The organism is Alteromonas sp. AWJ4_199 (assembly GCF_056159165.1).
On sequence record NZ_JBSWUR010000003.1, the window covers coordinates 150,014 to 174,858 of the forward strand.

The window sequence follows — 24,845 nt, forward strand, 5'->3', positions numbered from 1 at the left end:
TACAAAAAGATAACAAGATAAATGTTACAGAACTTTAAATTTGCGATAAGCGATTACTTTAAAGACGTAAACAGCACGAAGTAAAAGGACTAGGCCGCAGAAATAAAAAATGCCGCTTCAATCCGCGGCATCCTATATAAAACACATTTAATTAACAATAGCGCTAGCTCGCTTTTTTCTCTTTCGGTGGGAAAAGTGGGGAAAACAACCCTAAGGATTTAGCTTTTTCCACTAGCGCCATAATGTCCATTTCGGCCAATTCGAACAAATGGTCGAATTCCGGCAGAATATAGTAAAGAGGCTGCATAATATCGATACGATAAGGCGTACGCAGAGCATCAATAGCAGTTAGTGGATTGCGCAATGGCGTGTCGCTGTCTAACGCGTAGATAGTTTCGCCAGGTGAGGACAAGATACCGCCGCCATATATTTTTAACTTATCTTTGGCTCGCACTAGTCCGAATTCTACCGTGAACCAATAAAGACGTGCTAAGTAAACTCGGTCTTCCTTACTTGCCGCTAAACCCAACTTTCCATATGTGTGGGTAAAGTGGGCAAAAGCTGGATTTGTTAAAAGCGGGCAGTGTCCAAATACCTCATGAAAAATATCGGGCTCTTGAAGATAATCGAATTCTTCTCGAGTACGAATAAAAGTCGCGACAGGAAACTGCTTGTTCGCCAGCAATCTAAAAAATTCTCCGAAATTTATTAGCGCAGGTACTTCAGCAGTTTGCCACCCCGTTTTCTCCATCAGAACTTTGTTGATGTCTGGCAACTGAGGAATTTCTTTTTCGTTCAATTTCAACAAATCAAGCCCGTCTAAATATTCTTGGCACGCTCTTTCTTTTACCAGTGGAATTTGTCTCGCATACAGCTCTGACCAAATTTGGTTTTCTTCATCAGACCAATGAATAATGCCATTCTCATCAGAATGTCTCGACTGGTATTGCGTTGATTTTGGCATAACTTCTGTAACCAATAGGTGTGAAATAACTTACCTTTTAGTCTAATGAAATTCACGGCGCCGAAAAGTGGATGACCCCATGGCACCTTCATATTTGCTGTAACAGGAATTTTACATAAGCAACTAAAGCTTTTGATTTAGATAATAAAAAACCGCCCAATGCGAGCGGTTTCCGTTTAGATTCTTGTGAGCTGTAATGCCAGCTATAGACGGCTAATTTCTTTATTTAGCTGATATTCACGAGACGTCACATAGGTTTCCATTTTACGTAGACGAACTTCTGCTTTTTCAAAGCGATTGCGAATATCGTGAAACGCCTGTTTAGGTGGCTCTCCAGCCTGCCAAACTTTGGTTTTCACCTCAACTTTAGGGCTTTTTACCTGTCCAGCGTTTGGATTCGTCCAGCCTTTACCTTTTGAAAAAACCGGTGTTGTAGGCTTATCATCAAGGCCAGCAGGCTTCTTATCTAAAATGAACCAAGCGGCTATGTAGGCGACAAAGATAAAGGGTCCTGCAAGTAAAAAGAAACCGGTAACGACTAAGATTCTCACTAACCAGGTTTCCAACCCAAAGTATTCGGCTATACCTGAACACACACCCGCAATGCGTGCATTTTCCGGGTTGCGATAGAGCTGCTTACCATTTCTCATGCTCTATTTCTCCACTCAGGCGCCTCACTATCTAGAATGGCTTCTAGTGTCTCAATGCGCTCACTCATTTTCTCTGCCTTTTCAGCTAAGTCTTTTAAAGACGCATGCTCTTCCGCACTCAGTCCTTGGTTTACTTGCTTTTTGCTTCGATAGTGTAATATTAGCCAAATGGGAGCGACAAAAATTGAGAACACCACAAGTGGCATAACCAACACTGCAATTGTACCTTCATCCATCTCAATGTCTCCTACAAACTCTGATGTAACTACCCTCTTCACGGTTTTCCATCAAGAGGGTATACCTTGTTTTTATTATTCTGATTTTTCGGTGCTTTTATTAGCACTTTTTACTTTGGCTTTTAGCGCAGCTAGTTCGTCTTCAACTTTGTCGCTGGCTTCTAGTTCAGCAAACTCATCTTGCAGTGTCTTTTTACCCAAATCATAAGCTTCCACCTGAGATTCAAGGTCATCGATTTTACGCTCGTACTGCTCAAAGCGTCCCATTGCGTTATCTACTCTGGTGCTGTCTAGCGTCTTTTTAACCTCTAGACGAGAGCTTGCGGTTTTCTGACGCATAATAATGGCTTTCTGACGGCTCTTAGCATCTGCAAGCTTTTCTTGAAGCTGGCCAATTTCATCCTGAAGCTTACTGATTTGTTCTTCAACAACGGCCAATTCTTTACTTAGCGCTTCTGCAGCTTCTGCAGACTTTTTCTTTTCTTGCAGCGCAGCGCGCGCCAAGTCTTCTCTATCTTTGCTTAACGCAAGTTCTGCTTTTGCTTCCCAATCATTTGCATCGCTTTCATACTTTGCAATTTGATTAGCAATTTCCTTTTTATTGGCTAGCGTCTTTGCAGATGCAGAGCGCACCTCAACCAACGTGTCTTCCATTTCCTGAATGATTAATCTAACCATTTTCTCAGGATCTTCGGCTTTGTCTAAAATCGCATTAATATTCGAATTCACAATATCTGTAAAACGCGAGAAGATACCCATAATAATTACCTCTTGCTAAAAATGGTAAGTGTTAGAAAACACCACACTTGATAAATAGGTTACTCTTGGTATAGGTAGCATTCAATATACTTGCCAACTTTGTTCAGATGCTAACCTGTTATTTTATATACATTTTCCATGCGCTCAAATAATGCTCGTTTATCAATATCTTTTGTTCTACACTATTAATTGGTCGAAATGACTAATTTTTGAGGGATTTAATGAGTAGGTATCGACAGCAAGACAATTTACTTGGCCAAGCAAATAGTTTTCTAGAAGTTTTAGAGCAAATTTCACAGATTGCACCGCTAGATAAACCCGTCCTCGTCATTGGCGAACGAGGCACTGGTAAAGAGCTGATTGCTGCGCGCCTGCATTTCTTATCAAAGCGCTGGGATCAAAACTACATTAAGTTGAATTGCGCGGCACTAAGTGAAAGTTTATTAGAAAGTGAGCTTTTCGGTTATGAAGCTGGTGCCTTTACCGGCGCTTCGAAACGTCGCGAAGGTCGCTTTGAAGTGGCGCACAACGGTACCCTATTCCTTGACGAACTCGCTAACACATCGGGTCTTATTCAGGAAAAGCTACTGCGGGTAGTGGAATATGGCGAATTTGAGCGCGTAGGTGGCAGTAAGTCAGTAAAAACCGATGTACGCCTTATCGCAGCTACCAATGAAGATTTGCCAGCCCTTGCCGATGCCGGTGAATTTCGCGCAGACCTTCTCGATCGTCTTGCTTTTGACGTTATCACCATCCCGCCCCTTCGCGAGCGTCGAGAAGATATCATGATGTTAGCTGAAAACTTCGCTATTAATATGGCCCGTGAAATGGAAATGGAACTGTTTAGCGGCTTCACTGAAAAAGCAAAACGCACTCTGCTTGATTATGATTGGCCTGGTAATATCCGTGAGCTTAAAAATGTGGTCGAACGTGCAGTATACAGAACGAATAACCCACACCTCCCCGTCCATGAAATAGTGTTAGACCCGTTCGAGTCAGCCTACCGTCCGAAAGGTAGAGTTAAAACAAATGACAGAGTGAGCGCTACAGATTCGCCTAACCATGTTAAGCAATCAGACACATCAATGGTAAATGAACGTATTGAAAGTGCTGACGTTACACCACTTACCCCTGCTAAAAAGCAGGAAATTGTCGAATATCCCATAGATTTGAAAGAACGCTCTCAACAACATGAGATAGATATGATAAAACAGGCACTTGCTGACAGTCAGTTTAATCAAAAGAAAACCGCTGAAAAATTGAGCCTGACTTATCATCAGCTGCGAGGCTATCTCAAAAAATATAACTTACTAGATTCTTCCGCTGAAAACGTCGAGGCGTAGAGCATGTCCCATGGTTTGGTGAAGCGTTTGTCATTATGTTTATGTACAGCGCTTCTTGTTGCATCCTGTGCTAAACAGAATAAACAAGCGTTTTATAATACGGGTATTATTTATTGTTCTGAAAGCAACCCAGTAACATTTAATCCGCAGCTTGATACATCGAGCACAACATCTGATGCATCATCTCACCAACTGTACGATAGACTACTTGATTTCGACCCCGATTCTGGTCGCATTGTGCCGAGTCTTGCTAGTAGCTGGCTAGTTAGTGATGACGGGCTCACCTACGCCTTTCAGCTTCGTAAAGATGTTTGGTTTCACACTACGGACTATTTTGAGCCAAGCAGAAACTTCAACGCTGACGACGTCATCTTCAGCATTGACCGCTGGCGCTTAAAATCACACCCGTATCATTACGTGTCAGGCGGAAGCTATCCATACTTTGAAAGCATAGGTATTGCTCAAAATATTGCGTCGGTTAAGCGAGTAAACGGTTATCGTGTTGAAATTACACTTAAACGCCGGGACAGTTCGTTTTTGGCAAATTTAGCCACTGATTTTGCCGTTATACTGTCAAAAGAATATGCAACGAAGCTCACACAGGCCGGAACGCCTAGCAAAATTGATCAGCTCCCAATTGGTACTGGCCCCTTTAAATTTGAAAGTTACCGGAAAGATCACTTTATTAAGTATTTGCGCCACGATGACGATTGGCGTACACAAACACATGAAGAAGAAGGAAGTCATTTAGCAGCCGACCCAGAAGATGTGAGCGAAGAGCACAAAAAGACTCAGGTTGAACAACTTATTTTCGATATAACACCGCGAAGTTCATTGCGACTGGCTAAACTGATGACTGGGGAATGTGACGCCACCGCATTCCCAGCACAAACTGAGCTTGAAGTTATTCGCACTGAGGATGACCTAACGTTGGCCGAAAAGCCAGGGCTAAACGTGGGATTTTGGGCCTTTAACACACAGCGCCCGCCATTTGATAATCCCGATGTAAGACGCGCACTCGCCGCGGCTATAGACAAAAACACTTTGCTAGAGGCGGTTTATTTCGACAGTGCAACACGGGCTAAAACCCTGCTACCTGCGGCGAGCTGGGCATTTCAAAATGATGCCGATGACACGGCTTACAACCCTGTTTTAGCGCGAAAATTACTGGCTGATGCCGGGATAGCCTCCGGATTTTCAATGACAATCTGGGCAATGCCGGTCGAACGCGCTTACAACCCCAACGCGACAAAAATGGCAGAGCTAATTCAGCGATATCTTCGCGATGTAGGTGTAGAAGCAACTATTGTAAGTTACGACTGGGCTACATTTAGGCGCCATCTACAAGAAGGCTTGCATGACTCTGTACTCATAGGGTGGTCTGCCGATAATGGTGACCCAGATAACTTCTATCGCCCGCTATTGAGCTGCGGGGCAATCCCATCAGGAACAAACCGAGCGATGTGGTGTAATAGTGATTATGACAAGCTACTCAACGAAGCGCTTCAAACAGATGATATTGAAGAGAGATCAGCTATTTACAAGCAAGTAAATAGGCTACTATACGAACGTCTTCCTGTAGTACCCATTGCGCATGCCTATCGCTACCAGGCATACAGGAATGAGTTAAAAGGCATGGCTATTAACCCCTTTGGCGGCGTGCGTTTTGGCGGGGTAGAGAAAAAACTGTGATCCAAATTCTCCTGAGATACTGCACTTTATTTGTATTAACGCTACTCGTGTTAACGATTATTTCGTTCTCGCTCGCCTACCTTTTTCCGGGTGATACGTTAGAAAACTTAACCGGGCTTGTGCCACAAAATGAGATGCAGCGCGCAGCGCTTGAGCAACAATTTAAGTTAGACCAGTCTTATATATTTCAGTTTTTATACTATGTAGGTAATTTGCTGACCGGTGATTGGGGCTATAGCTTCACGTCTGGTCTCCCCTTAAGAGAAGAAGTGGCGATTGCAATGCCTGCCACAATGGAACTGGCTACGTATGCAATGCTGATGGCCTTATTTGTCGGCATTCCCTTAGGCTACTTTGCCGGCATTCGCTGTTACTCAACATCTGACCACTTAATAAATAGTGCAAGCATTACTACTTATTCTTTCCCCGTTTTCTGGTTCGCACTGCTGCTTATTCTTATCTTCAGTTTGGAATTGGACGTGGCTCCACTATCTGGTCGAATAAGTCTAATTTACGACATAGAGCCTGTCACAGGCTTTATTCTGATAGACGTTTTATTGTCAGATAACGAAAACAAAGCCTTGGCATTTAAAGATGCACTGTCGCACTTAGCGTTACCCACATTTGCTATTGGCGCCATAACCACTGCTTCAATGATTCGCATAACCCGGCGCTCAGTTATAGATGTAAAACATCGTCCGTATATTGCTGCAGCCCAGTCACGCGGCCTTTCTAGTTGGCAAATATTTTTTCGCCATATACTCCGTAATGCACTACTCCCCATTTTGCCACTGATGGCAATTCAGATTACGACGCTTATAACCAATGCAATGATTGTTGAAATCTTGTTTTCATGGCCTGGAATCGGCAACTGGCTGATTCAAGCCATCTATCAACGAGATTACCCCGCTTTGCGTATTGGCATGATGGCGGTATCAACGGTAGTGATTACCCTGACAATTTTAGTCGATGTATTAAACCGTATGATTGACCCAAGTAGAGAGAAATACGAGCGTGCCACAGTTTAGTTTGTACGAAGAAGAGTTTCATCCATCCCCTTGGCAACGGACCTGGGCTTCGTTCAAGGCCAGTCACATTTCTATGCTAGGTCTAATAATGCTTGCGCTATTCGTGGTGTGCGCCTTATTCGCCCCTCTCATCACACCTTATGACGCTGTAGAACAGAACATTGACGGGTTGTTAATTCCGCCTAGTTGGCTAGCGAATGGTTCTATTTCCCATTTATTCGGCACAGACGCGCTTGGAAGAGACTTATTTACCCGTATCATTTATGGTTGTAGGACAACACTGGGGTCGGCATTCATTACAGTGGTACTGGCTATGTTAGTTGGCGTGAGTTTAGGTACGCTGGCCGGGATGTTGCGCGGGGTTCGCTCAAGCGTCGCTAATCATTTACTTGATGCACTAATGGCTATCCCTACTCTTCTGATTGCTATTATCATAGTTGCAATATTGGGTACGGGCTTAGTTAATAGTATGTGGGCCATTACCCTAGCGCTTATTCCCCAGTTTGTGCATCACACGCGAAGTTTCGTGCGCGCAGAAATGAAAAAAGACTACATTGTTGCGTCAACGCTTGATGGGGCAAGTAAGTGGCAGCTTTTCGTTCATTCTATCTTACCGAATATGACAGAAATGCTTGTGGTTCAAGGAACGCTGGCCCTTTCAATCGCGGTTATAGATATTTCGGCTCTTGGCTTCTTAAACTTGGGCGCACAATCACCGTTACCCGAATTAGGTGTAATTCTCGCCGACGGACTAGACGTTACTTATTTAGCACCTTGGAACGTAGCGGTTCCCGGTATGGCAATATTTTTTGTTGTATTGTCCATCAATATCGTGGGTGACGGCTTGCGTTCTTCACTAAGAAAAAGAGTGAGTCACTAATATGCCGATGCTTGATATCAAAAACCTCACCTTAGAAATGCAGAACGGTGACAGCACTATAAAAGCGTTGGATAAAGTAAATTTGTCAGTGAGTTCAGGCGAGATCCGTGCACTTGTGGGCGAATCGGGTTCTGGTAAGAGTCTTATTGTATCGGCAATCTGTGGAGCGCTGCCAAATCAGTGGAATTTAACCGCCGACCGTATGAGCTGGAATGGAGAAAACCTACTAGGTATGTCGGTTCAACAACGTCGCGAAGTGATGCGTCGTGAAATCGCAGTGGTTTTTCAAAACCCGCAAGCGGCGCTTGACCCGTCGGCCACGCTTGGTGAACAGCTTGAAGAAAGTATTCCTGATGAATTTGTTGAAGGAAGCTGGTTTTGGCAACGTGCGCAGCACAGAAAAAAAATAGCCATAAGCACTGTACACAAAGTGGGGATAAAGCACCACAAGCATTACCTAAGTGCATTCCCTCACCAAATTCCCGCTGATATTGGGCAAAAGTTCATGATAGCAATGGCGCTGGTGTCTCAACCCAAATTACTTATCGCAGATGATCCCACCCGAGGCATGGAGCCCACAACCAAGACGCAGATCCTAAAACTCTTTACACGTCTTAATCAAACTCGCTCCCTATCGATTTTGTTTGTCAGCCATGATTTGCTTGCCATTGCGAGTATGTCACATTCAATGACAGTGCTTTACGCCGGGCAGACTGTGGAATCGGGAAAGATGAAGCACATTAAGAAGCGCCCTCTTCACCCGTACACTAAAGCGCTATTAGACAGTGCGCCAAGCTTCAGAAAAGACTTACCGCCTAAGTCTGCATTACCAACGTTAAGCGGCTCTATACCAACGCTGCAACATTTGCCTATTGGCTGCCGATTAGGGCCACGCTGTCCACGGGCTCAGCGCGCATGTGTACAAACGCCAGCCGTACGAAAAATTCACGATCATAGCTACAGCTGTCATTATCCTCTTCATATGGAGAAGCTGTGATGGATATTTTGCAGGTAAAAGATCTTACGTTTATACATAACGAAAAGAAGCGCTGGTTAAAGCGACCTGAGGTGTTTCAACTCGGCCCGGTGAATATGAACGTTAAACGCGGTGAAACTATTGCCATCATAGGGGAAAACCGTTCGGGTAAATCCCTTCTTGCTAAATTATTAGTTGGCGCCCTACCTGCCGATGCGGGTGAAATTGAAATAAACACTCACAAGTATTTAGCCAAGTACCAGTCGAAAGACGGCCAACGCAAGCGGACCCACGACATTCGAATGATTCTGCAACACAGTGCGGAATCGATGAACCCATCGGTTCCGGTAGGCAAAATCCTAGACGAACCTTTGCGTTTGAATACGGGTCTTAGCGAAGCCGAGCGCAAGCCTATTATCGAAGATATGTTGGTAAAAGTAGGGTTACTACGCGAGCATTATTATTTTTACCGGCACATGCTTTCTGACGGCCAACAGCAGCGCGTGGCATTAGCTAGGGCTATAGTACTAAAACCCAAAGTGCTTGTTGCAGATGAACCCTTTGCTGCATTAGACCCTACTATTCGCTCGCAGACTGTGAACCTAATACTGCAACTACAGCAAGAGCTGGGCTTAGCATTTATCTTTATAAGCCACAATTTAGGGATTGTCCGGCATATTGCCGATAGAATTGTGGTGATGGAAGGCGGCGAAATTGTAGAGGAAGGTAAAACTGAAACTATTTTCAGGTGGCCGCAGCACACCCGCACGAAGAAACTGGTTACGGCTTACCAGTCGTTAGTGCCGCAAAATACAATCCGTTAAAGCGCTGAGGGCAGTAAACTGCCCTCTCAATATCAAATTTGCATTACGCTAGTTAGCCAACCAGTGCTAGCAGAATACCTGCAGCGACCGCACTTCCTAACACACCGGCTACATTAGGCCCCATTGCATGCATCAACAGGAAGTTATGAGGGTTTGCTTCTAAGCCAACCTTATTAACGACTCGCGCCGCCATAGGTACGGCAGAAACGCCCGCAGCACCAATGAGCGGGTTTATACTACCACCCGATAACTTACTCATTAACTTAGCCATTAACACGCCAGCAGCGGTTCCTATGCCAAAGGCAATGGCGCCCAAGCCCAAAATACCCAAGGTTTCCACCGTAAGGAATGCCTCAGCCGATAGCTTAGAGCCCACGGCCAAGCCGAGGAAAATGGTCACGGTATTGATAAGTTCGTTTTGGGCTGTTTTGCTTAACCTGTCTACTACGCCACATTCTTTCATTAAATTACCAAAGCAGAACATACCCACGAGCGGCGTGGCAGCTGGTAAAAACAAAATGGTCATAAACAACACGGCGAGTGGAAAGATAATTTTTTCACGCTTTGATACAGGCCGAAGTTGGCCCATTTTAATTTCGCGTTCCTCTTTTGTGGTCAGCGCTTTCATAATGGGCGGCTGGATAATAGGCACAAGCGCCATGTAAGAATAAGCAGCAACCGCAATAGCACCAAGTAAGTCAGGAGCTAAACGTGAAGCAAGGAAGATAGCCGTGGGCCCATCTGCGCCCCCTATAATGGCAATCGCACTTGCATCTTTTAGCGTAAATTCGAAACCAGGAATAAGGTTTAACGCAATAGCGCCAAATAGGGTCGCAAAAATACCGAACTGTGCGGCTGCGCCAAGCAGCAACATTCTAGGGTTTGCAATAAGCGCGCTGAAGTCTGTCATTGCGCCTACTCCCATAAAAATGAGCAATGGGAAGACGCCTGTATCAATGCCAATTTTATAGATGTAGTGCAGTAAGCCACCCGCTTCTGAAAAACCAGCAATTGGAATGTTCGTAAGCAGTGCTCCAAAACCAATGGGTAATAAGAGCAGTGGCTCAAACTTCTTAACAATGGCTAAATAGAGTAAACCGAAGCCTACCGCCATCATGATGAGCTGGCCTGCTTCAAAATGCGCAAGTGCGGTACTATCCCAAAGTACCATTAACTTATCCATGTACTACCCCAATAAGATTAACGGTTGACCGCTAGTTACAGCATCGCCTTCACCCACGGAAATGTCAGTGACCGTACCGGTATACGCCGAACGGATCTCTGTTTCCATTTTCATGGCTTCGAGGATCATCACTACATCGCCTTCAGATACACTATCGCCAGTTCGTACTAATACTTTGAATACGTTACCCGCTAGTGGCGCATCAATTGACTGCGACGACGCAGCGGCAGGTGAAGCTGTGCTAACAGTTTGTGGCTGGGGTTGAGACGTATTGGCTGGCGTAACGCTTGTTAGCGTACCTGAGGGTGCCACTTCTACGCGATACACTTTACCATCGACGTTTACATCATATGATTCAGCCGAGCTTGCACTTTGCGCGTTCGACGCTGTGCTAACTGGTTCTGGCGCAAGGGTATCACTAGCCTCTTGAGCGCCCGGTGCAGGTTCAAACGCATCAGGATTACCGCGATTTTCGATAAACTTAAGGCCGATCTGGGGAAATAGAGCATAAGTCAGCACATCATCAATTTTATCATCTGACAGCGAAAGTTGTTTTTTCTCGGCCAGTTCATCTAGCTCTTTGCTCAGCGCATCAAGCTCAGGCGCAATGTTATCAGCAGGTCTGCATGTTACGGGCTCTGCACCATCTAGCACACGCTCTTGTAGTTTCTTGTTTACTGGAGCCGCAGTAGCACCATACTCGCCTTTGAGTACACCAGCCGTTTCTTTGGTAATGCTCTTATAGCGCTCGCCTGTTAGCACATTAAGCACCGACTGCGTGCCGACAATTTGCGAGGTGGGCGTTACAAGAGGGATAAACCCAAGATCTTCACGTACCCGAGGGATTTCTTTTAACACCTCTTCAAACTTATCTTCAGCACCCTGCTCTTTTAGCTGACTTTCCATGTTGGTTAGCATGCCACCTGGCACTTGGGCCAGCAGAATACGTGCATCTACACCTTTAAGGCTTCCTTCAAATTTGCTGTATTTCTTTCTGACTTCTCTAAAATAACTGGCAATGTCTTCCAGTTCAGGCAGCGATATTCCCGTATCGCGTTCTGTGCCTTCAACGATTGAAACCATAGTTTCAGTTGCGCTGTGACCGTAGGTCATGCTCATTGATGAGATAGCTGTATCGAGCATATCAATACCGGCATCAATAGCTTTTTGGTAAGTTGCCGTGCTCAACCCTGTAGTGGCGTGGCACTGCATAGCGATAGGTACATCGACGGTTTCTTTTAATCCTGTAATTAATGCTTCGCATTCATAAGGCTTTAAAAGCCCGGCCATGTCTTTTACACAGATAGAATGCACGCCGAGGTCTTCAAGTTGTTTAGCCATATCTAGCCACAGCTCTAGATTATGCACAGGACTTACTGTGTAAGAAATCGTGCCTTGCGCGTGAGCGCCGCTGTCTATGGTAGCTTTAATAGCAGTTTTCAAATTTCTGATGTCATTCATGGCATCAAAAATCCTAAACACGTCTACACCGCTTTCGTGGGCGCGCTCTACAAAGCGAGTAACGACATCGTCAGCATAGTGGCGATAACCCAATAAGTTTTGACCACGCAATAACATTTGCTGTTTGGTATTGGGCATGGCTGCCTTTAACTTACGAATGCGCTCCCATGGGTCTTCTCCCAAGTAACGGATACAGGCGTCAAAGGTCGCACCGCCCCAAGATTCAACAGACCAAAAGCCTGCCTTATCTAACTTTTCAGCAATGGGAAGCATGTCCTCAATACGCATACGCGTAGCAAGAAGCGATTGATGGGCATCACGCAGGACCAGCTCGGTAAGGGCCAGAGGCTTAGACATGGTAACTCCTGATTAGGCTTTATTTTTAGAATTTTGGCGATGGGTATGAATTGCGGCAGAAATAGCAGCGATGACATTACCGTCTATCCCCGGTTGTACCGCTTGATTATCTCGAGCAAAGTTGGCTGAAGGACGTGTCGCTACAGTATCAGGCGTTTCACCTGGAAATGCTTCACAAAAACGTGCAATTAAATGAATGCCAACAATAAGCAGCCCCAAGAACGAAAAGACAAATACCATTCCTATGAGCATAAGAGAGCCTGCTTCAATGAGCAAACTAGCGACGGATTCCGAATTCATATTCAATCCTGTTGTTATTTTGTACCTGAATAAGTATCACGAGGTTTTTAAAAACACAACACAACAGCATAAAAAACCACTTAAATTTGAATAAAACCCACCAATGTGCAACTTAATGCATAATTACTTAATAAATTTGCAACAAAAACATAGTATCAATAGCATACTGAGAGATGTTGCTTTAAGCATCGCAGTTAGTTTTTAGATAAACACGGTTTAATGAAAACCAGTATTCTCTGTAAAGTCGCTGTCTAACCGTTTTGCAAAGTCTTTAGCATGCATAGCTACTAATTCTAATTGCATATGCTGCTCGTCTTCTGGAATGTATGAAGGCACGATCACCTGGTTGCCGTCGCAATCTACCGCCATAAATGTAATGAAACAACGGTTAGCTACAGTGGTTGTGTTGGCCGTTGCGTCCCCCGATTTAACCACCACATAAATGTGCATACTCGAGCTACCTGTATGAACGAGAGACGCAGATATCTCAACAAGTTGACCGACTTTTATAGGTTTTATGAAACGTATGCCGTTAGCGGATACCGTAACGCAATAGCATTTCGACCACTGAGCAGCACACGCATAGGCCGCTTGATCAATCCACTTCATGACGATACCGCCGTGGACATTACCGCCGAAGTTAACATCGGTAGGCTCTGCAAGAAATCGAAAAGTAGTGGATGGATGTGCCATAGCGTACCTCGCGCTTAACTGCTGTCAGACACATTAAGTTTAGCTCAAATTTCATACAACGCGCTTATACGAAAGTAGCGTAAAAAGAAATAAGGAGATGAAGGAGTCAGAAACGAAAAAGCCCACCTAAAGAGGTGGGCTATTCAATATGGCGCGTGTGGAAGGATTCGAACCTCCGACCGCCTGGTTCGTAGCCAGGTACTCTATCCAGCTGAGCTACACACGCGTTAACTTGTATTCTTTTGAATTTTACTTCAAAAGGTGACGCTTTAAAATAAGTGGCGCGTGTGGAAGGATTCGAACCTCCGACCGCCTGGTTCGTAGCCAGGTACTCTATCCAGCTGAGCTACACACGCGCAAAACTTGTTGTTGGCCGTCACTGCCAACGAATAATGGCGGAGAGGGAGGGATTCGAACCCTCGATACGCGTATATGCGTATGGTTCCTTAGCAGGGAACTGGTTTCAGCCACTCACCCACCTCTCCTTGACTGCGGGGTGCATTTTACGGATTCATTGGCCTGAGTCAAACCTTTTTTATAAAGAAATTGTTCACCCGCTGCCATTTTAAACGATTCGAGCAAAAAACCAGTAATTTGTTCGCAATACAAGCAATTAAACCGAATTTTATTTAACGATCCTCGTTAATTTGCATTTGAATATGCGCAGCTTCATTGCAGTTTTAACTGACCCACCTTAATAATTTAGTCAATTTTTCAAAAATAATATCAAAAAGTTTTGAATTTATTCGTTCATAACCAAGTACGCTGATTCGAATTACTTACTTCAGTTCTTTTAAAACGCTCCAAAATCTCAAATAGAGCAGTAAATGTCTCGATTTTAAAATCGTCCACCCAGAAGGCACTGTGCTAGAAAAAGCTGTGCACGACCCGGAGACTTAACTTGGTCGTTAGCGGGAGACATCACAACGTCATTTCTGGCGAAATAGAACTGAAACAATAGACTTGCGTTAAAGCCCGATAAGATTTACTCACTTAAAACAAAAAAGGTCAGCTGAAGCTGACCTTTCCAATGAAGCGTACAATGCAATTATTCTGCAGAATCTGGCTGACCGCCTTTTTCTGCCTGAATGCGCATATATATTTCTTCACGGTGCACAGAAACTTCTTTTGGTGCGTTAACACCTATACGTACCTGATTCCCTTTTACGCCTAGTACGGTAACGGTTACATCGTCACCTACCATAAGCGTTTCACCAACTCGACGAGTCAAAATAAGCATTCGCTTGCTCCTGTTCCTTAATACTGAACATCATCCATTAATATTTGCCAACCCAACGGCACGACCCGATGGTAGCGACAGCGATTCCCTGTTTCTGTGTCACTTCAAAAACTCACTGTTATACACAAAAATAATTATAGCTTATCTTGTAACCAAGCGTTAACCGAATCTAGCGCCTGGCCCAAGTTTTCAGGCTGGTCACCGCCTGCCTGTGCCATATCTGGACGACCGCCCCCTTTGCCACCTACTTGTGATGCGACAAAGTTAACTAGCTCGCCCGCTTTAACTTTACTAGTGAGGTTTTTAGTAACGCCAGCAATAAGATTCACTTTCGCGTCATTAGCCACACCTAATACTACGATCCCTTCACCAATTCGGTTTTTAATGTCATCCATCATTGAACGCAATGACTTCGCTTCAACACCTTCCAAATTCGCAATAAGAACTTTAACGCCATTTATCTCTACTGCATTACTAAGCATATCAGCACCTTGCTGACTCGCCAGTTTTTGTTTCGCAGAATTAAGCGCTTTTTCTAGTTCTTTAGTCTGATTTTGTAGAGAAACTACGCGATCAAGTACATTTTGGCTGTCTGTTTTCAATAACGCAGACAATGAAGACAGTGTCGCTTGTTGGGTTTGCACGACTTCAAGTGCATGCTCGCCAGTAACTGCTTCGATACGTCGAACGCCCGATGCAATACCCGCTTCACTGGTAATTTTAAACAAGCCAATATCACCAGTACGTGTAACGTGAGTACCACCACATAGCTCAACAGAGAATGGCCCCATGGTTACCACGCGAACTTTTTCGTCGTACTTTTCACCAAATAGCGCCATTGCTCCTGATGCTTTGGCTTCATCCAAATCCATTAGTTCAGTTGCTAACGTGTGGTTTGCACGTATTTCTTGGTTAACTCGTCTTTCAATCTCAGCAAGTTGCTCAGCCGTTACTGCCTCAAAATGCGAGAAGTCAAAACGCATGCGCGGCGCTTCAACCAATGAGCCTTTTTGCGTTACGTGCTCACCAAGAATTTCACGCAGCGCGGCGTGAAGTAAATGGGTAGCACTGTGGTTCTTTTTGATGGCTTCACGATTTGCAGAATCAATTGCCGCCGTTGCCGTATCACCTTTAGACACCGAGCCTTTAGCAATACCTTTATGAGCAAATGCATTACCCATTTTTTGGGTGTCAGTAACAATGAACTCACCGTTAGCAACGCGAAGCACACCTTTATCACCAGCCTGACCACCGCTTTCAGCGTAGAACGGTGTGCTATCTAATACCACAACGCCTTCCTGACCGTCTTCTAGCTTTTCTACGAATGCATTGTCGGCAATAAGTTCAACCACATTCGCTTGGCCTTCTACATCGGTGTACCCAGTAAATGAGGTTGTGTGGTCAATGGCGAGTTTACTGTTGTAGTCTGCACCAAAGTTGCTAGCCTGCTGTGCACGAGCACGCTGAGCTTGCATAGCAGCTTCAAAACCTTCTTCGTCAATTTTAAGGTCGTGCTCACGTGCTACATCATTAGTTAAATCAGTAGGGAAGCCATAAGTGTCGTAAAGCTTAAACACTACGTCACCTGGAACTGTATCGCCTTCCAAAGTTTCTAGCGTATCGTTGAGAATAGCCATACCCCGAGCTAGGGTTTTGCTAAATTGCTCTTCTTCAACGCGCAGTACTTTCTCAATAACAGGCAGCTGGTCGACAAGTTCTGGATACGCCTCGCCCATTTCTTTGGCCAGTGATGCAACCAGCTTATAGAAGAAAATATCGTTTGCACCTAGCTGATAGCCGTGGCGAACCGCACGACGAATAATGCGGCGCAATACATAGCCACGCCCTTCATTGGTAGGCATTACGCCATCACAAATCAAGAAACTGCACGAACGGATATGATCGGCAATAACACGCAAAGACTTATTTTCTAGGTCGTCAGTACCAACAATTGATGCAGCTGACTTAATCAAATTTTGGAACAGGTCAATCTCGTAGTTACTGTGCACGTTTTGTAAAATAGCTGAAATACGCTCTAGGCCCATTCCCGTATCGATAGACGGTTTTGGCAGCGGCTCCATGGTACCGTCAGCTTGTTTGTTAAACTGCATGAATACTAGGTTCCAAATTTCGATAAAACGGTCGCCGTCTTCTTCTGGTGTTCCCGGAGGACCACCCCAAATGTGCGCACCGTGATCATAAAAGATCTCAGAACAAGGACCACAGGGGCCGGTATCACCCATTGACCAGAAGTTATCTGATGTGCTGATACGGATGATTTTTTCTTTAGGCACACCGATGTGGTTTTCCCAAATATCGAACGCTTCGTCGTCGTCAGAGTAAACGGTAACGAGTAACTTTTCTTTTGGTAAACCTACTTCTTTAGTTAGAAAGTTCCATGCAAACTCAATCGCTTCTTTTTTGAAGTAATCGCCGAAGCTAAAGTTACCCATCATTTCGAAAAAAGTGTGGTGACGGGCGGTATAACCTACGTTTTCAAGGTCGTTGTGTTTACCACCGGCGCGCACGCAGCGCTGCGAAGAGACTGCTCGGGTATAACTACGCTTTTCTGCACCTAAGAAGCAGTCTTTAAACTGGTTCATGCCCGCATTAGTAAAAAGAAGCGTGGGATCATCTGCCGGCACCAGTGACGAGCTTGCCACTGCCTGATGGCCATGGCTTTTAAAATAATCGATAAACTTGTTACGTAAGTCAGCAGTTGATAATGTCATTGAAAACCTAACTTCCTTTATTCTATTTTTGAAACGTGCGAATTGCCTGTTTGATAAGGCTTATAATCGGGACATTTCGTCATTACTCAATGTGCCATACCTTATTACCATTCTTTGAATAATAAAAATGCGCACAAATTTGCGCAACAATACCACGGAAAGCGCAATTTTGTTAAGTGGCAAGGGCACGAGATACCGCCAAATTTTACCTTAATTTAGTAAAAAATAGCGGATATTCGTTTGGGTGATTAGTATGAAAGTGCGGAGCTTGGCAAAACTGGCCGAAAAGAAACGTTTAGTTTAATTAGCACTAACCGCATAATCGATGTGTTCCTGATAAAAACCACGGTATTGCAAAAATTGTTTTTGCTTTTGCCTTAAGGCGAATTCTGTTTCATAAAACTCGCCAAACTTTTTTTCTTTTACTTTTTTCGCGCTTTCAAACCAGTCAGCATCAATATCTGTCATTGCATGCTCAGCAGTACTCTCATCTACACCATATTGTTGTAGGTCTAGTTTTATTGCACGAGGCCCCTTTCCTTTTAAATACAGTGCGCGCGCTCGGCTTTCAGCAAACCTAGCGTCACTTTGAATATCAGCGTCTTTAAATTCCTCCAGAATAGGCATAAAAGCCTCGCTCGCTATTCCTTTCTGCTGTAGCTTGCGCACTACCTCGTTAAAGCTATGCTCTCGTCGTGCCAGCATGCGAGTAATCGCGTCGGTAATGATTTTTCGATCGAACTGTGACATTTTTGTAAACTTACTCTTCTGTATTAAACGTAGAAACCGCGTTATTTTAGCGCTAAATACTCGTATATTGCGACTATCTAAGCGTTTTACGCACAAAACCTCTACATGATATTAACTGCATGACAGCACCTGACTATCGCATAACAATAATAGATTCTATCGAACAGCTTTCGAAAGAGCGTTGGCAACAACTTGCAAAAAATGCGGGCCCTTTTCTTTCCTATGAGTTTTTACATGCATTGGAAAACAGCGGTTCGTGTAAAAATGAATCGGGTTGGCAACCTTGCCATATTGCTATAAGCCATGATCAGGAAGAAAAAGTCAGCATCATTATTCCTGGTTTTCTAAAAACGCATAGCTATGGCGAGTATGTATTTGATCATGCATGGGCCAACGCATATGCACAGCACGGGCTCGACTATTATCCTAAATGGATATCAGCAATCCCTTTCACCCCTGTTACAGGCCCAAGGATACTTTGCGATGATAGCGTTACTCTAACGCACACTCTTATGGAGAAACTGGAGCATACTTTGACAGAGTATGTAGCATCAGCGTTTGGGGAAGAGCTTTCTTCTTTTCACTACCTATTTCCCAATGAGAGAACGTCGGCACAACTTTCGGTTAACGACGAAACGCAAACTTCGGCTTTAACCCATGCTGCAACCCGTTACTTAACTCGTTACGCCGTTCAGTTTCAGTGGCATAACTACGGGTATGGTGACTTCGACAATTTTCTTAACGCACTGACATCCCGCAAAAGGAAAGACATAAAGAAAAGTCGCCGTAAACTCAGTGACCGAGGCATTCGATTTACCCACCATACGGGAAGTGAAATTAGCCCAGAAATTCTGCAGTTTTTCACAAAGTGTTACAAAGCAACCTATTTAAAACGCAGCGGTCACGTGGGATATTTAAATGATGCGTTCTTTGAGCAACTTGTCGACACCATGAGTGACAACATGCTTATCGTGACTGCAATGGAAAATGAAGTTGCGGTAGCCAGCGCCCTATTTTTCTATGATGACACAGGGCTGTATGGGAGATATTGGGGAGCACTTAAAGAAATAGACGGGTTACATTTTGCCTGCTGCTATTTTGAAGGCATCGAATTTGCTATTTCGAAAAAGCTAGAGTTATTCAACCCCGGAACCCAGGGTGAGCATAAAATACTTCGAGGTTTCGAGCCTATTTATTGCCGTTCACACCACAAATTAAGACATGCATCGTTCCACAGTGCTGTAGCAGACTTTTTACAGCGCGAAACGCCGCATATCGCAAGCTATTTTAATCAGGCACGGAATGCTTTACCGTTTAATAAGGAATTTGTGCCTACTTTAAAAACAACGAGTGTCACTGCACCTAACGACGACACTTATAATCACAACGAGAAAAATGATGAAACATAAACTTTTAGCCGTAGCAATTGCGGCATCTTTAGGCCTTGCAGGTTGTGGTCAGCCTGAGCAAGTAAAAGAACAAACACAGGAAAGCACTGTTGAGGCGAAAGGTGAAGCAGAGCTAGGTTCTTTCGGCGTTGACTTAAGCGCACGCAACGAAACAGTAAAACCTGGTGATGACTTCTTTATGTACGCAAGTGGTACATGGTACGACAACTATGAACTCCCCGCTGACAAAACCCGCTATGGCGCGTTTACTGGCCTCGCTGAGCGCAGCGAAGAGCAAGTTAAAAACATCATTGATGGACTAATGGAAAAGTCTTCGCTAAATGCAGAAGAGCAGCTTGTTCACGACTTCTTTGTTGCCTATATGGACACCGATACCATTAATGAAAAAGGTATTGAGCCAATTCAGGACGTACTAACTTCGATAGAAAGCATCGAAAATAGAACTGACCTAACCAAAGCTTTTGGTAATAGCTGGCTGGTGGGTTCAAGTACTCCTATTTATGGTGGCATGTGGTACAACCGCCTTGATCCGAACGAATACCAGCTAAGCGTTGGTGTAGGTGGTTTAGGCCTTCCTGATCGTGACTATTACTTAAGCGATAGCGAACGCTTTGTTAAGATCCGCGAAGCTTATGTAGCACATATTGAGGAAATGCTTAATTTTGCAGGCGAAGAAAACGCAGCAGAAAAAGCAGCGAACATTCTTGCTCTTGAAACACAAATTGCAGACATTCAGTGGCCTCGCGAAAAACGCCGTGACCGCGACCTAACGCTTAATCAAATTGAGCGTAGTAAATTGTCTGACGCATACCCAGGTTTTGATTGGGACACGTATTTTGCTCAAACCGGCTACAAAGTGCCTGAGCTGAATATTTCACAGCCAGAGCCTGTCAAAGACGTTATCAGAATTATTAACAACGCTGACTTAGCCGATTGGAAGTCGTACTTGAAATACCACACTATTTCAAATAACGCTGGCTTCCTTTCAGAAGATATCTACTTAGCGAATTTTGACTTCTTCGGTCGCACGCTAAGCGGTCAGCAAGAGCCACGTCCTCGCTGGAAGCGCGCAGTTAGCCAAATGTCTGGCACTGAATCATTGGGCTTTGCTATTGGCAAGATCTACGTAAACGAATACTTCCCAGAAAGCTCAAAAGAGCAAATGGCGGAATTGGTTGAGAACTTGCGTACCGCGCTGGGTGAGCGTATTGAAAACCTAGACTGGATGAGCGAAGAAACCAAGGTTAACGCCAAAGAAAAGCTAATGGCGTTTAACCCTAAAATTGGCTACCCAGACGAGTGGCAGTCTTTCGACGGCGTAACCATTAGCGACAAAGACTTAGTGGGCAACGTGCGCAACCTGCGTACTTTCTTCCAAGACCAGTCGGTAGAGCGCGAGCTAGAAAAAACTGACCGCAACCGCTGGGGTATGACACCGCAGCGCGTTAACGCCTACTACAATAGTTCGTTCAATGAAATTGTATTCCCAGCGGCTATTTTACAACCGCCATTCTTCGACCCTAATGCCGATGCTGCTGTAAACTACGGTGCTATTGGTGCGGTAATTGGTCATGAGATGGGCCACGGTTTTGACGACCAAGGTTCAAAATCTGATGCAAACGGTATTCAGCGCAACTGGTGGACAGATGCCGACCGTGCAGCATTTGAAGAAAAAGCAGACATGCTAGCCGAGCAATACAGCCAGTACGAGCCTATCGAAGGTAACTTCGTAAACGGTCGCAACAGCTTGGGTGAGAACATTGGCGATGTAGGCGGTCTAGCTATGGCCTACCACGCCTACAAGCTTAGCCTTAACGGCAAAGAAGCGCCGGTAATTGACGGCCTAACAGGCGACCAGCGTTTCTTCCTAGCTTGGGCACAAGTGTGGAAAGAAAAGCGCACCGAAGAAAGCATGCTTAACCAACTACGTGCAGGTACACACGCACCAGGCCGTTATCGTGCTCAAGCGCCAAGAAACCACGATGCATGGTATGAGGCATTTGATGTGAAGCCAGGCGATGCACTTTATCTTGCGCCAGAAGAGCGTGTAAGAATTTGGTAACCTGTTGATTGAGCAGTTTGGTGAGCCATATATTGGCTCACTGCGCCGGATAGCATCATGCGTTGGGCACCAACTGCTTAAAATATAAGAAAGGCGGTACGACTTACGTCCTACCGCCTTTTTATATTTTAAAATCAATACGTTGGATATTTCATCGCGTCTGCAGGGGTGCTGTTTTTCCGTGCGTTTTTTATTTCCCGTATTGGGCAATTAAATCACGAACGTACTGCTTACAGCGGGCTACAGCCTCAGAAAAGTCGCCATTCCCTACGCTTCCCATTGAATAACGTAGCCAATAACCGTCAATGAGTGCAGCGGTGGACGCTGCGGCATTTTTAACCTGTTCAGGTTGAAGTAACATGCGATAGCTAAACGCTAAGTTACGTTCTAAGCGTTTGTGGTTAATACATTGCAAACGATGCAAGCCTTCATTGTGCAGCGATAGCGCCCAAAAGTTAAACCAAGTATTGGTGGCTGAACTTGCCCCTTGCGTTTGCGAAAAGTTGTTCTCAATGATGAAGTCAATACGCTCTAGCGGATCATTAATGCGCTGCGAGATTTTAAGCGCATCAAGAAGGTGACGCATGGTTGCTTCAATTAACCCTTGCTTATCACCGAAATAGTGACTGATTATCCCTGAAGAAAGCCCAGCTCTTTTACTAATTAAGCTAATCGTCGTACCGTGATAGCCAACTTCTGCCATCACTTCTAGCGTTGCTTCAATTAATTGCTTCTTACGAACTGGCTCCATTCCCACCTTGGGCATGCTACAACTCCAAACCTTAAATCTAAAAATAACCTGCAACAGCGCTATGCTGTCGCAGGTATGATATCACGATTAAAAGGTTAAGCGTGCGTTGACTGCAACAGCGCGAGGTGCGCCAATCCAAAATGCACCTGGGGCGATAGTAGACGCATAGTCTTCATCAAAAAGATTGTTTACTGTTAAACGCACTTCCAACTCTTCAACACCTGGGCCAATGTTTTCGATAAAACCGCCAATATAGAAGTCGCTAACTATGTAGTCATCAACTTGTGCGGCATTATCAATATCCAAGTAGCGACTATCAACGTACTTTGTAGACAAACCAGCAAAGTAGTTATCGCGTGCCCAGTCAAGGCTAATTACAGCCATAGTGTCAGGCGTACCGATAACCGTATTACCTTCAATAGCTACCAGTGACACTTCTGGGTTTTCAGGGTCAGCAATGGCTGCCAGCGCATCGTCAAGCGTATCGTATTCCGTGCCTGAACTTCCTACCGTAGCAACGTATTCAGAATCGCTTAGAGTAATAGAGGTAAACAACGAGAACTCATCGGTTAGCATAACGTCTGCTGAAATTTCAAAACCGCTAGACTCTATACCGCCCACGTTTTTGTAACCACCAGCGGCCGCTTCAAGAAAGTCTATTCCCTCTGAAGTTTCGTTGCTGGTAAATTGAATACGGTCGTTAAACTCAATATTGTAGTAGGTCACACTGGCATTGAAGCCCGGTGATGCGTAGCGGAAACCCACGTCTATGTTGTCAGCTGTTTCTGGCTTTATAAAACGGAGGTCAGTATCGTTGCGCTCTAGCTGCGCGTCTTTAATTGCCGCAAAGTTTTCACCGTAACCAGCAAAGACTTCTAATCCTTCAAACGGCAATGGTGCGACAATACCGGCTGAGAATAGCGTATCAGAATCAGTATTTACCGATAAGTTGTTAGCTGAATCAAAGTTGTCCGTTTTTTCAATATCGACGTTAAACTTCTTAGCACCGGCACGGATGCGCGCAAAACCTAAATCTAGCTCGTCTTCCACATAGTACATTAGAGTATCAACCGGGAATGTTCTGTCGTACTGCACCCAATAAGGTACGTTGTCATAATCTACACTGATAGATGAGTTGGTAATTTTGTGCCAGTCACGTGACTCATCACGATCGTAATCTTCCCACCAAATACCAAATCGAACCGTATTATCAAAATCGCCAATCTTTGTGTACCAAACGGCATCAGCGTTAAGGCCTATGCGCTGTTTGTTATAGTGGGTATGACGATAAGAGCCCACTGGGATAGCCCCTTGCTCGTGACAGCCAGGATCGTACTGTGCACCTGCACCGCCATAAGGGAAAGTTAGTGAACTTTGACAACCTTCAATAGGGCTTAACTGATTGCCTTGTCTATCCACAAAGTAAATTTGTCCGAGTTCTTGCCCGCCAAATACCGTGTTGCCAACAACAAGCTCTGAATGGCCTTCTGCGCCGTCATCAGTAACATCAACGATATATGGAGGCACCCACTCCCCTCGGCCTTCGTTGTCGTGATAGTACACGTTAGTCATAAAGTCGACCTGACCAATCGTAAATTCTGCCTGTAAATAGGCGAATAAATTTTCGCGTAGCGTAGACCAACCGCGGCGATATGCCTGATCTTGATAAGGCACGCCTGTCCACTCGTCAGTTAACTGATCCCAGTCTGGGTTTTGCTCATATTGCGCTAAGCCATAAATACGCTGGTAGTTATCTTCGTGGGTATCGTCGTAAGACAGGTAACCTGTAAGAGACACGTCATTGACGGTAGAGATAAACTTCATCGCTAAATGGTCGCGTGTATTTTCCGCTGCCTGCTGCATAAAGTCAGAGCTTTCTTGGCTTGAAAGACTGATCCACGCGTAGGTATCTTTAAAGATTTCGCCCGTATCATAGCGAACATAATATTTTGACGCATCAAACTCACCAGCGGTAACGCTAGCGACTAAACCCTGCTCCATGGATGGGTCTATGGTGGTGAAGTTTAACGTACCGCCTAATGCTTCATGAGAACGAGAACCGATATCTGCAGTACCTTGTGACACCTCTACGCCATTCACGTTTTCAGTATCGATATAACGATTTGCTTTTGCGCCACCACCGTAGTTTGAATTACCGTTGGCAATGCCATCTACCGTCATACCTATTTGCTGTTCGTTTAGGTTTACCTGAAACCCACGAATAACGATAGACGTTGACCAATCATCAGCGCCAAAGGTATCACCTTCGTTTATAAGGACACCAGGGAGGTTGTCTACAGCGGCTAGAACGCTGCTAAGGTTAGCCTGTTGTTTAAACATATCATCGCTTGTTGCATTGTTAGCGTAAGAGACGCTTCGCCCAACAACCGTAATCTCTTCTATGCGCTCTTCTTCTGCACGTTCCGCCTCTTCCGCCAAAACTTGTGACGATGCAGCCATAGATGAAAGGGCAGCAAGTATTGCTATAGATAATTTATTGTGTGGTTTCATGTGTTTCCCAAAGTAGTTGTGTATTGTTTGCACACTACTTTAGG

The 24,845-nt window shown here is 44.8% G+C and carries 21 protein-coding genes and 3 tRNA genes; 8 read left to right on the forward strand and 16 right to left on the reverse strand.

The features are described 5' to 3' along the window. Nucleotides 1-163: 163 nt before the first annotated feature. The 4 genes from phhA to pspA all read right to left on the reverse strand — a co-directional run bounded on the left by phhA (nucleotide 164) and on the right by pspA (nucleotide 2,609). Nucleotides 164-964, reverse strand: a complete 801-nt coding sequence (gene phhA / locus ACXAER_RS17735) for a phenylalanine 4-monooxygenase (protein ID WP_474831407.1) — start codon at nucleotides 962-964, stop codon at nucleotides 164-166. A 203-nt stretch (nucleotides 965-1,167) separates the two neighbouring features. Then, nucleotides 1,168-1,614, reverse strand: coding sequence for an envelope stress response membrane protein PspC (pspC, locus tag ACXAER_RS17740; protein WP_474808132.1), 447 nt, complete (start codon nucleotides 1,612-1,614; stop codon nucleotides 1,168-1,170). After that, nucleotides 1,611-1,850: an envelope stress response membrane protein PspB gene (pspB, locus tag ACXAER_RS17745; protein ID WP_474831680.1), complete on the reverse strand. Its 240-nt coding sequence runs from the start codon at nucleotides 1,848-1,850 to the stop codon at nucleotides 1,611-1,613. The genes pspC and pspB overlap by 4 nt, the downstream gene beginning before the upstream one ends. Nucleotides 1,851-1,925: 75 nt before the next feature. Further along, nucleotides 1,926-2,609, reverse strand: coding sequence for a phage shock protein PspA (gene pspA, locus ACXAER_RS17750; protein ID WP_474831412.1), 684 nt, complete (start codon nucleotides 2,607-2,609; stop codon nucleotides 1,926-1,928). A gap of 221 nt (nucleotides 2,610-2,830) precedes the next feature. Between pspA and pspF the strand changes: the two genes are divergently transcribed. Genes pspF through ACXAER_RS17780 form a run of 6 tightly spaced genes read left to right on the forward strand, consistent with a single transcriptional unit; the run spans nucleotide 2,831 to nucleotide 9,352 of the window. Beyond that, a complete protein-coding gene (gene pspF, locus ACXAER_RS17755; RefSeq protein ID WP_474831414.1) occupies nucleotides 2,831-3,952 on the forward strand; it encodes a phage shock protein operon transcriptional activator in 1,122 nt (373 codons plus the stop codon). A gap of 3 nt (nucleotides 3,953-3,955) precedes the next feature. Beyond that, nucleotides 3,956-5,644, forward strand: a complete 1,689-nt coding sequence (locus ACXAER_RS17760; protein ID WP_474831416.1) for an ABC transporter substrate-binding protein — start codon at nucleotides 3,956-3,958, stop codon at nucleotides 5,642-5,644. Further along, nucleotides 5,641-6,672 carry an ABC transporter permease subunit gene (locus tag ACXAER_RS17765; protein WP_474831420.1) on the forward strand — a complete coding sequence of 344 codons (1,032 nt, stop codon included), beginning with the start codon at nucleotides 5,641-5,643 and terminating at the stop codon, nucleotides 6,670-6,672. The genes ACXAER_RS17760 and ACXAER_RS17765 overlap by 4 nt, the downstream gene beginning before the upstream one ends. Continuing rightward, nucleotides 6,659-7,552, forward strand: coding sequence for an ABC transporter permease subunit (locus ACXAER_RS17770; RefSeq protein WP_474831422.1), 894 nt, complete (start codon nucleotides 6,659-6,661; stop codon nucleotides 7,550-7,552). Before ACXAER_RS17765 ends, ACXAER_RS17770 begins: the two co-directional genes overlap by 14 nt. A 1-nt stretch (nucleotide 7,553) precedes the next feature. Next, nucleotides 7,554-8,549, forward strand: coding sequence for a peptide ABC transporter ATP-binding protein (locus ACXAER_RS17775; protein WP_179982689.1), 996 nt, complete (start codon nucleotides 7,554-7,556; stop codon nucleotides 8,547-8,549). Continuing rightward, complete coding sequence (locus ACXAER_RS17780; RefSeq protein ID WP_474831426.1) at nucleotides 8,549-9,352, forward strand: ATP-binding cassette domain-containing protein; 804 nt, start codon at nucleotides 8,549-8,551, stop codon at nucleotides 9,350-9,352. The genes ACXAER_RS17775 and ACXAER_RS17780 overlap by 1 nt, the downstream gene beginning before the upstream one ends. 52 nt (nucleotides 9,353-9,404) lie before the next feature. Here ACXAER_RS17780 and ACXAER_RS17785 read toward each other — a convergent pair whose 3' ends face one another. The 10 genes from ACXAER_RS17785 to ACXAER_RS17830 all read right to left on the reverse strand — a co-directional run bounded on the left by ACXAER_RS17785 (nucleotide 9,405) and on the right by ACXAER_RS17830 (nucleotide 18,068). Then, nucleotides 9,405-10,535 carry a sodium ion-translocating decarboxylase subunit beta gene (locus ACXAER_RS17785; RefSeq protein WP_214993825.1) on the reverse strand — a complete coding sequence of 377 codons (1,131 nt, stop codon included), beginning with the start codon at nucleotides 10,533-10,535 and terminating at the stop codon, nucleotides 9,405-9,407. 3 nt (nucleotides 10,536-10,538) lie between these two features. Next, nucleotides 10,539-12,353, reverse strand: a complete 1,815-nt coding sequence (gene oadA, locus ACXAER_RS17790; RefSeq protein WP_474831431.1) for a sodium-extruding oxaloacetate decarboxylase subunit alpha — start codon at nucleotides 12,351-12,353, stop codon at nucleotides 10,539-10,541. A 12-nt stretch (nucleotides 12,354-12,365) separates the two neighbouring features. After that, nucleotides 12,366-12,653 carry an OadG family protein gene (locus ACXAER_RS17795; protein WP_474831434.1) on the reverse strand — a complete coding sequence of 96 codons (288 nt, stop codon included), beginning with the start codon at nucleotides 12,651-12,653 and terminating at the stop codon, nucleotides 12,366-12,368. Between the two features lie 216 nt (nucleotides 12,654-12,869). Then, on the reverse strand, nucleotides 12,870-13,346 hold the full coding sequence (locus tag ACXAER_RS17800) for an acyl-CoA thioesterase (RefSeq protein WP_474831436.1): 477 nt from the start codon (nucleotides 13,344-13,346) through the stop codon (nucleotides 12,870-12,872). 149 nt (nucleotides 13,347-13,495) lie between these two features. Further along, nucleotides 13,496-13,572, reverse strand: a tRNA-Arg gene (locus tag ACXAER_RS17805). Between the two features lie 53 nt (nucleotides 13,573-13,625). Beyond that, nucleotides 13,626-13,702: transfer RNA gene (locus tag ACXAER_RS17810), tRNA-Arg, on the reverse strand. Nucleotides 13,703-13,739: 37 nt separating this feature from the next. Beyond that, a tRNA-Ser gene (locus tag ACXAER_RS17815) sits at nucleotides 13,740-13,831 on the reverse strand. Nucleotides 13,832-14,394: 563 nt separating this feature from the next. Continuing rightward, nucleotides 14,395-14,586, reverse strand: a complete 192-nt coding sequence (gene csrA, locus ACXAER_RS17820) for a carbon storage regulator CsrA (protein WP_032094439.1) — start codon at nucleotides 14,584-14,586, stop codon at nucleotides 14,395-14,397. 134 nt (nucleotides 14,587-14,720) lie between these two features. After that, nucleotides 14,721-17,318: an alanine--tRNA ligase gene (gene alaS, locus ACXAER_RS17825; protein ID WP_474831440.1), complete on the reverse strand. Its 2,598-nt coding sequence runs from the start codon at nucleotides 17,316-17,318 to the stop codon at nucleotides 14,721-14,723. Between the two features lie 300 nt (nucleotides 17,319-17,618). Then, nucleotides 17,619-18,068 carry a regulatory protein RecX gene (locus ACXAER_RS17830; RefSeq protein ID WP_474831442.1) on the reverse strand — a complete coding sequence of 150 codons (450 nt, stop codon included), beginning with the start codon at nucleotides 18,066-18,068 and terminating at the stop codon, nucleotides 17,619-17,621. A gap of 119 nt (nucleotides 18,069-18,187) precedes the next feature. On the opposite strand from ACXAER_RS17830, the gene ACXAER_RS17835 reads away from it, so the two are divergent. Then, nucleotides 18,188-19,477 (forward strand): GNAT family N-acetyltransferase, encoded by a 1,290-nt coding sequence (locus ACXAER_RS17835; RefSeq protein WP_474831445.1) that lies wholly within the window; start codon nucleotides 18,188-18,190, stop codon nucleotides 19,475-19,477. Continuing rightward, nucleotides 19,467-21,539: a M13 family metallopeptidase gene (locus tag ACXAER_RS17840; RefSeq protein WP_474831682.1), complete on the forward strand. Its 2,073-nt coding sequence runs from the start codon at nucleotides 19,467-19,469 to the stop codon at nucleotides 21,537-21,539. Before ACXAER_RS17835 ends, ACXAER_RS17840 begins: the two co-directional genes overlap by 11 nt. A 190-nt stretch (nucleotides 21,540-21,729) precedes the next feature. Here ACXAER_RS17840 and betI read toward each other — a convergent pair whose 3' ends face one another. Beyond that, complete coding sequence (gene betI / locus ACXAER_RS17845) at nucleotides 21,730-22,305, reverse strand: transcriptional regulator BetI (RefSeq protein ID WP_474831448.1); 576 nt, start codon at nucleotides 22,303-22,305, stop codon at nucleotides 21,730-21,732. Nucleotides 22,306-22,377: 72 nt separating this feature from the next. After that, nucleotides 22,378-24,801 carry a TonB-dependent receptor domain-containing protein gene (locus ACXAER_RS17850; RefSeq protein ID WP_474831452.1) on the reverse strand — a complete coding sequence of 808 codons (2,424 nt, stop codon included), beginning with the start codon at nucleotides 24,799-24,801 and terminating at the stop codon, nucleotides 22,378-22,380. Nucleotides 24,802-24,845: the final 44 nt, after the last annotated feature.

What these genes read in the sequence shown, in the direction of transcription:
- ACXAER_RS17830 (WP_474831442.1), bottom strand. Translation starts at nt 18,068, where the DNA reads ATGTCACAGTTCGATCGAAAAATCATTACCGACGCGATTACTCGCATG.
- ACXAER_RS17785 (WP_214993825.1), bottom strand. Translation starts at nt 10,535, where the DNA reads ATGGATAAGTTAATGGTACTTTGGGATAGTACCGCACTTGCGCATTTT.
- pspF (WP_474831414.1), top strand. Translation starts at nt 2,831, where the DNA reads ATGAGTAGGTATCGACAGCAAGACAATTTACTTGGCCAAGCAAATAGT.
- phhA (WP_474831407.1), bottom strand. Translation starts at nt 964, where the DNA reads ATGCCAAAATCAACGCAATACCAGTCGAGACATTCTGATGAGAATGGC.
- csrA (WP_032094439.1), bottom strand. Translation starts at nt 14,586, where the DNA reads ATGCTTATTTTGACTCGTCGAGTTGGTGAAACGCTTATGGTAGGTGAC.
- ACXAER_RS17850 (WP_474831452.1), bottom strand. Translation starts at nt 24,801, where the DNA reads ATGAAACCACACAATAAATTATCTATAGCAATACTTGCTGCCCTTTCA.
- ACXAER_RS17800 (WP_474831436.1), bottom strand. Translation starts at nt 13,346, where the DNA reads ATGGCACATCCATCCACTACTTTTCGATTTCTTGCAGAGCCTACCGAT.
- pspC (WP_474808132.1), bottom strand. Translation starts at nt 1,614, where the DNA reads ATGAGAAATGGTAAGCAGCTCTATCGCAACCCGGAAAATGCACGCATT.
- oadA (WP_474831431.1), bottom strand. Translation starts at nt 12,353, where the DNA reads ATGTCTAAGCCTCTGGCCCTTACCGAGCTGGTCCTGCGTGATGCCCAT.
- pspB (WP_474831680.1), bottom strand. Translation starts at nt 1,850, where the DNA reads ATGGATGAAGGTACAATTGCAGTGTTGGTTATGCCACTTGTGGTGTTC.
- betI (WP_474831448.1), bottom strand. Translation starts at nt 22,305, where the DNA reads ATGCCCAAGGTGGGAATGGAGCCAGTTCGTAAGAAGCAATTAATTGAA.
- pspA (WP_474831412.1), bottom strand. Translation starts at nt 2,609, where the DNA reads ATGGGTATCTTCTCGCGTTTTACAGATATTGTGAATTCGAATATTAAT.
- ACXAER_RS17780 (WP_474831426.1), top strand. Translation starts at nt 8,549, where the DNA reads ATGGATATTTTGCAGGTAAAAGATCTTACGTTTATACATAACGAAAAG.
- ACXAER_RS17775 (WP_179982689.1), top strand. Translation starts at nt 7,554, where the DNA reads ATGCCGATGCTTGATATCAAAAACCTCACCTTAGAAATGCAGAACGGT.
- ACXAER_RS17835 (WP_474831445.1), top strand. Translation starts at nt 18,188, where the DNA reads ATGACAGCACCTGACTATCGCATAACAATAATAGATTCTATCGAACAG.
- ACXAER_RS17795 (WP_474831434.1), bottom strand. Translation starts at nt 12,653, where the DNA reads ATGAATTCGGAATCCGTCGCTAGTTTGCTCATTGAAGCAGGCTCTCTT.
- ACXAER_RS17760 (WP_474831416.1), top strand. Translation starts at nt 3,956, where the DNA reads ATGTCCCATGGTTTGGTGAAGCGTTTGTCATTATGTTTATGTACAGCG.
- ACXAER_RS17840 (WP_474831682.1), top strand. Translation starts at nt 19,467, where the DNA reads ATGAAACATAAACTTTTAGCCGTAGCAATTGCGGCATCTTTAGGCCTT.
- alaS (WP_474831440.1), bottom strand. Translation starts at nt 17,318, where the DNA reads ATGACATTATCAACTGCTGACTTACGTAACAAGTTTATCGATTATTTT.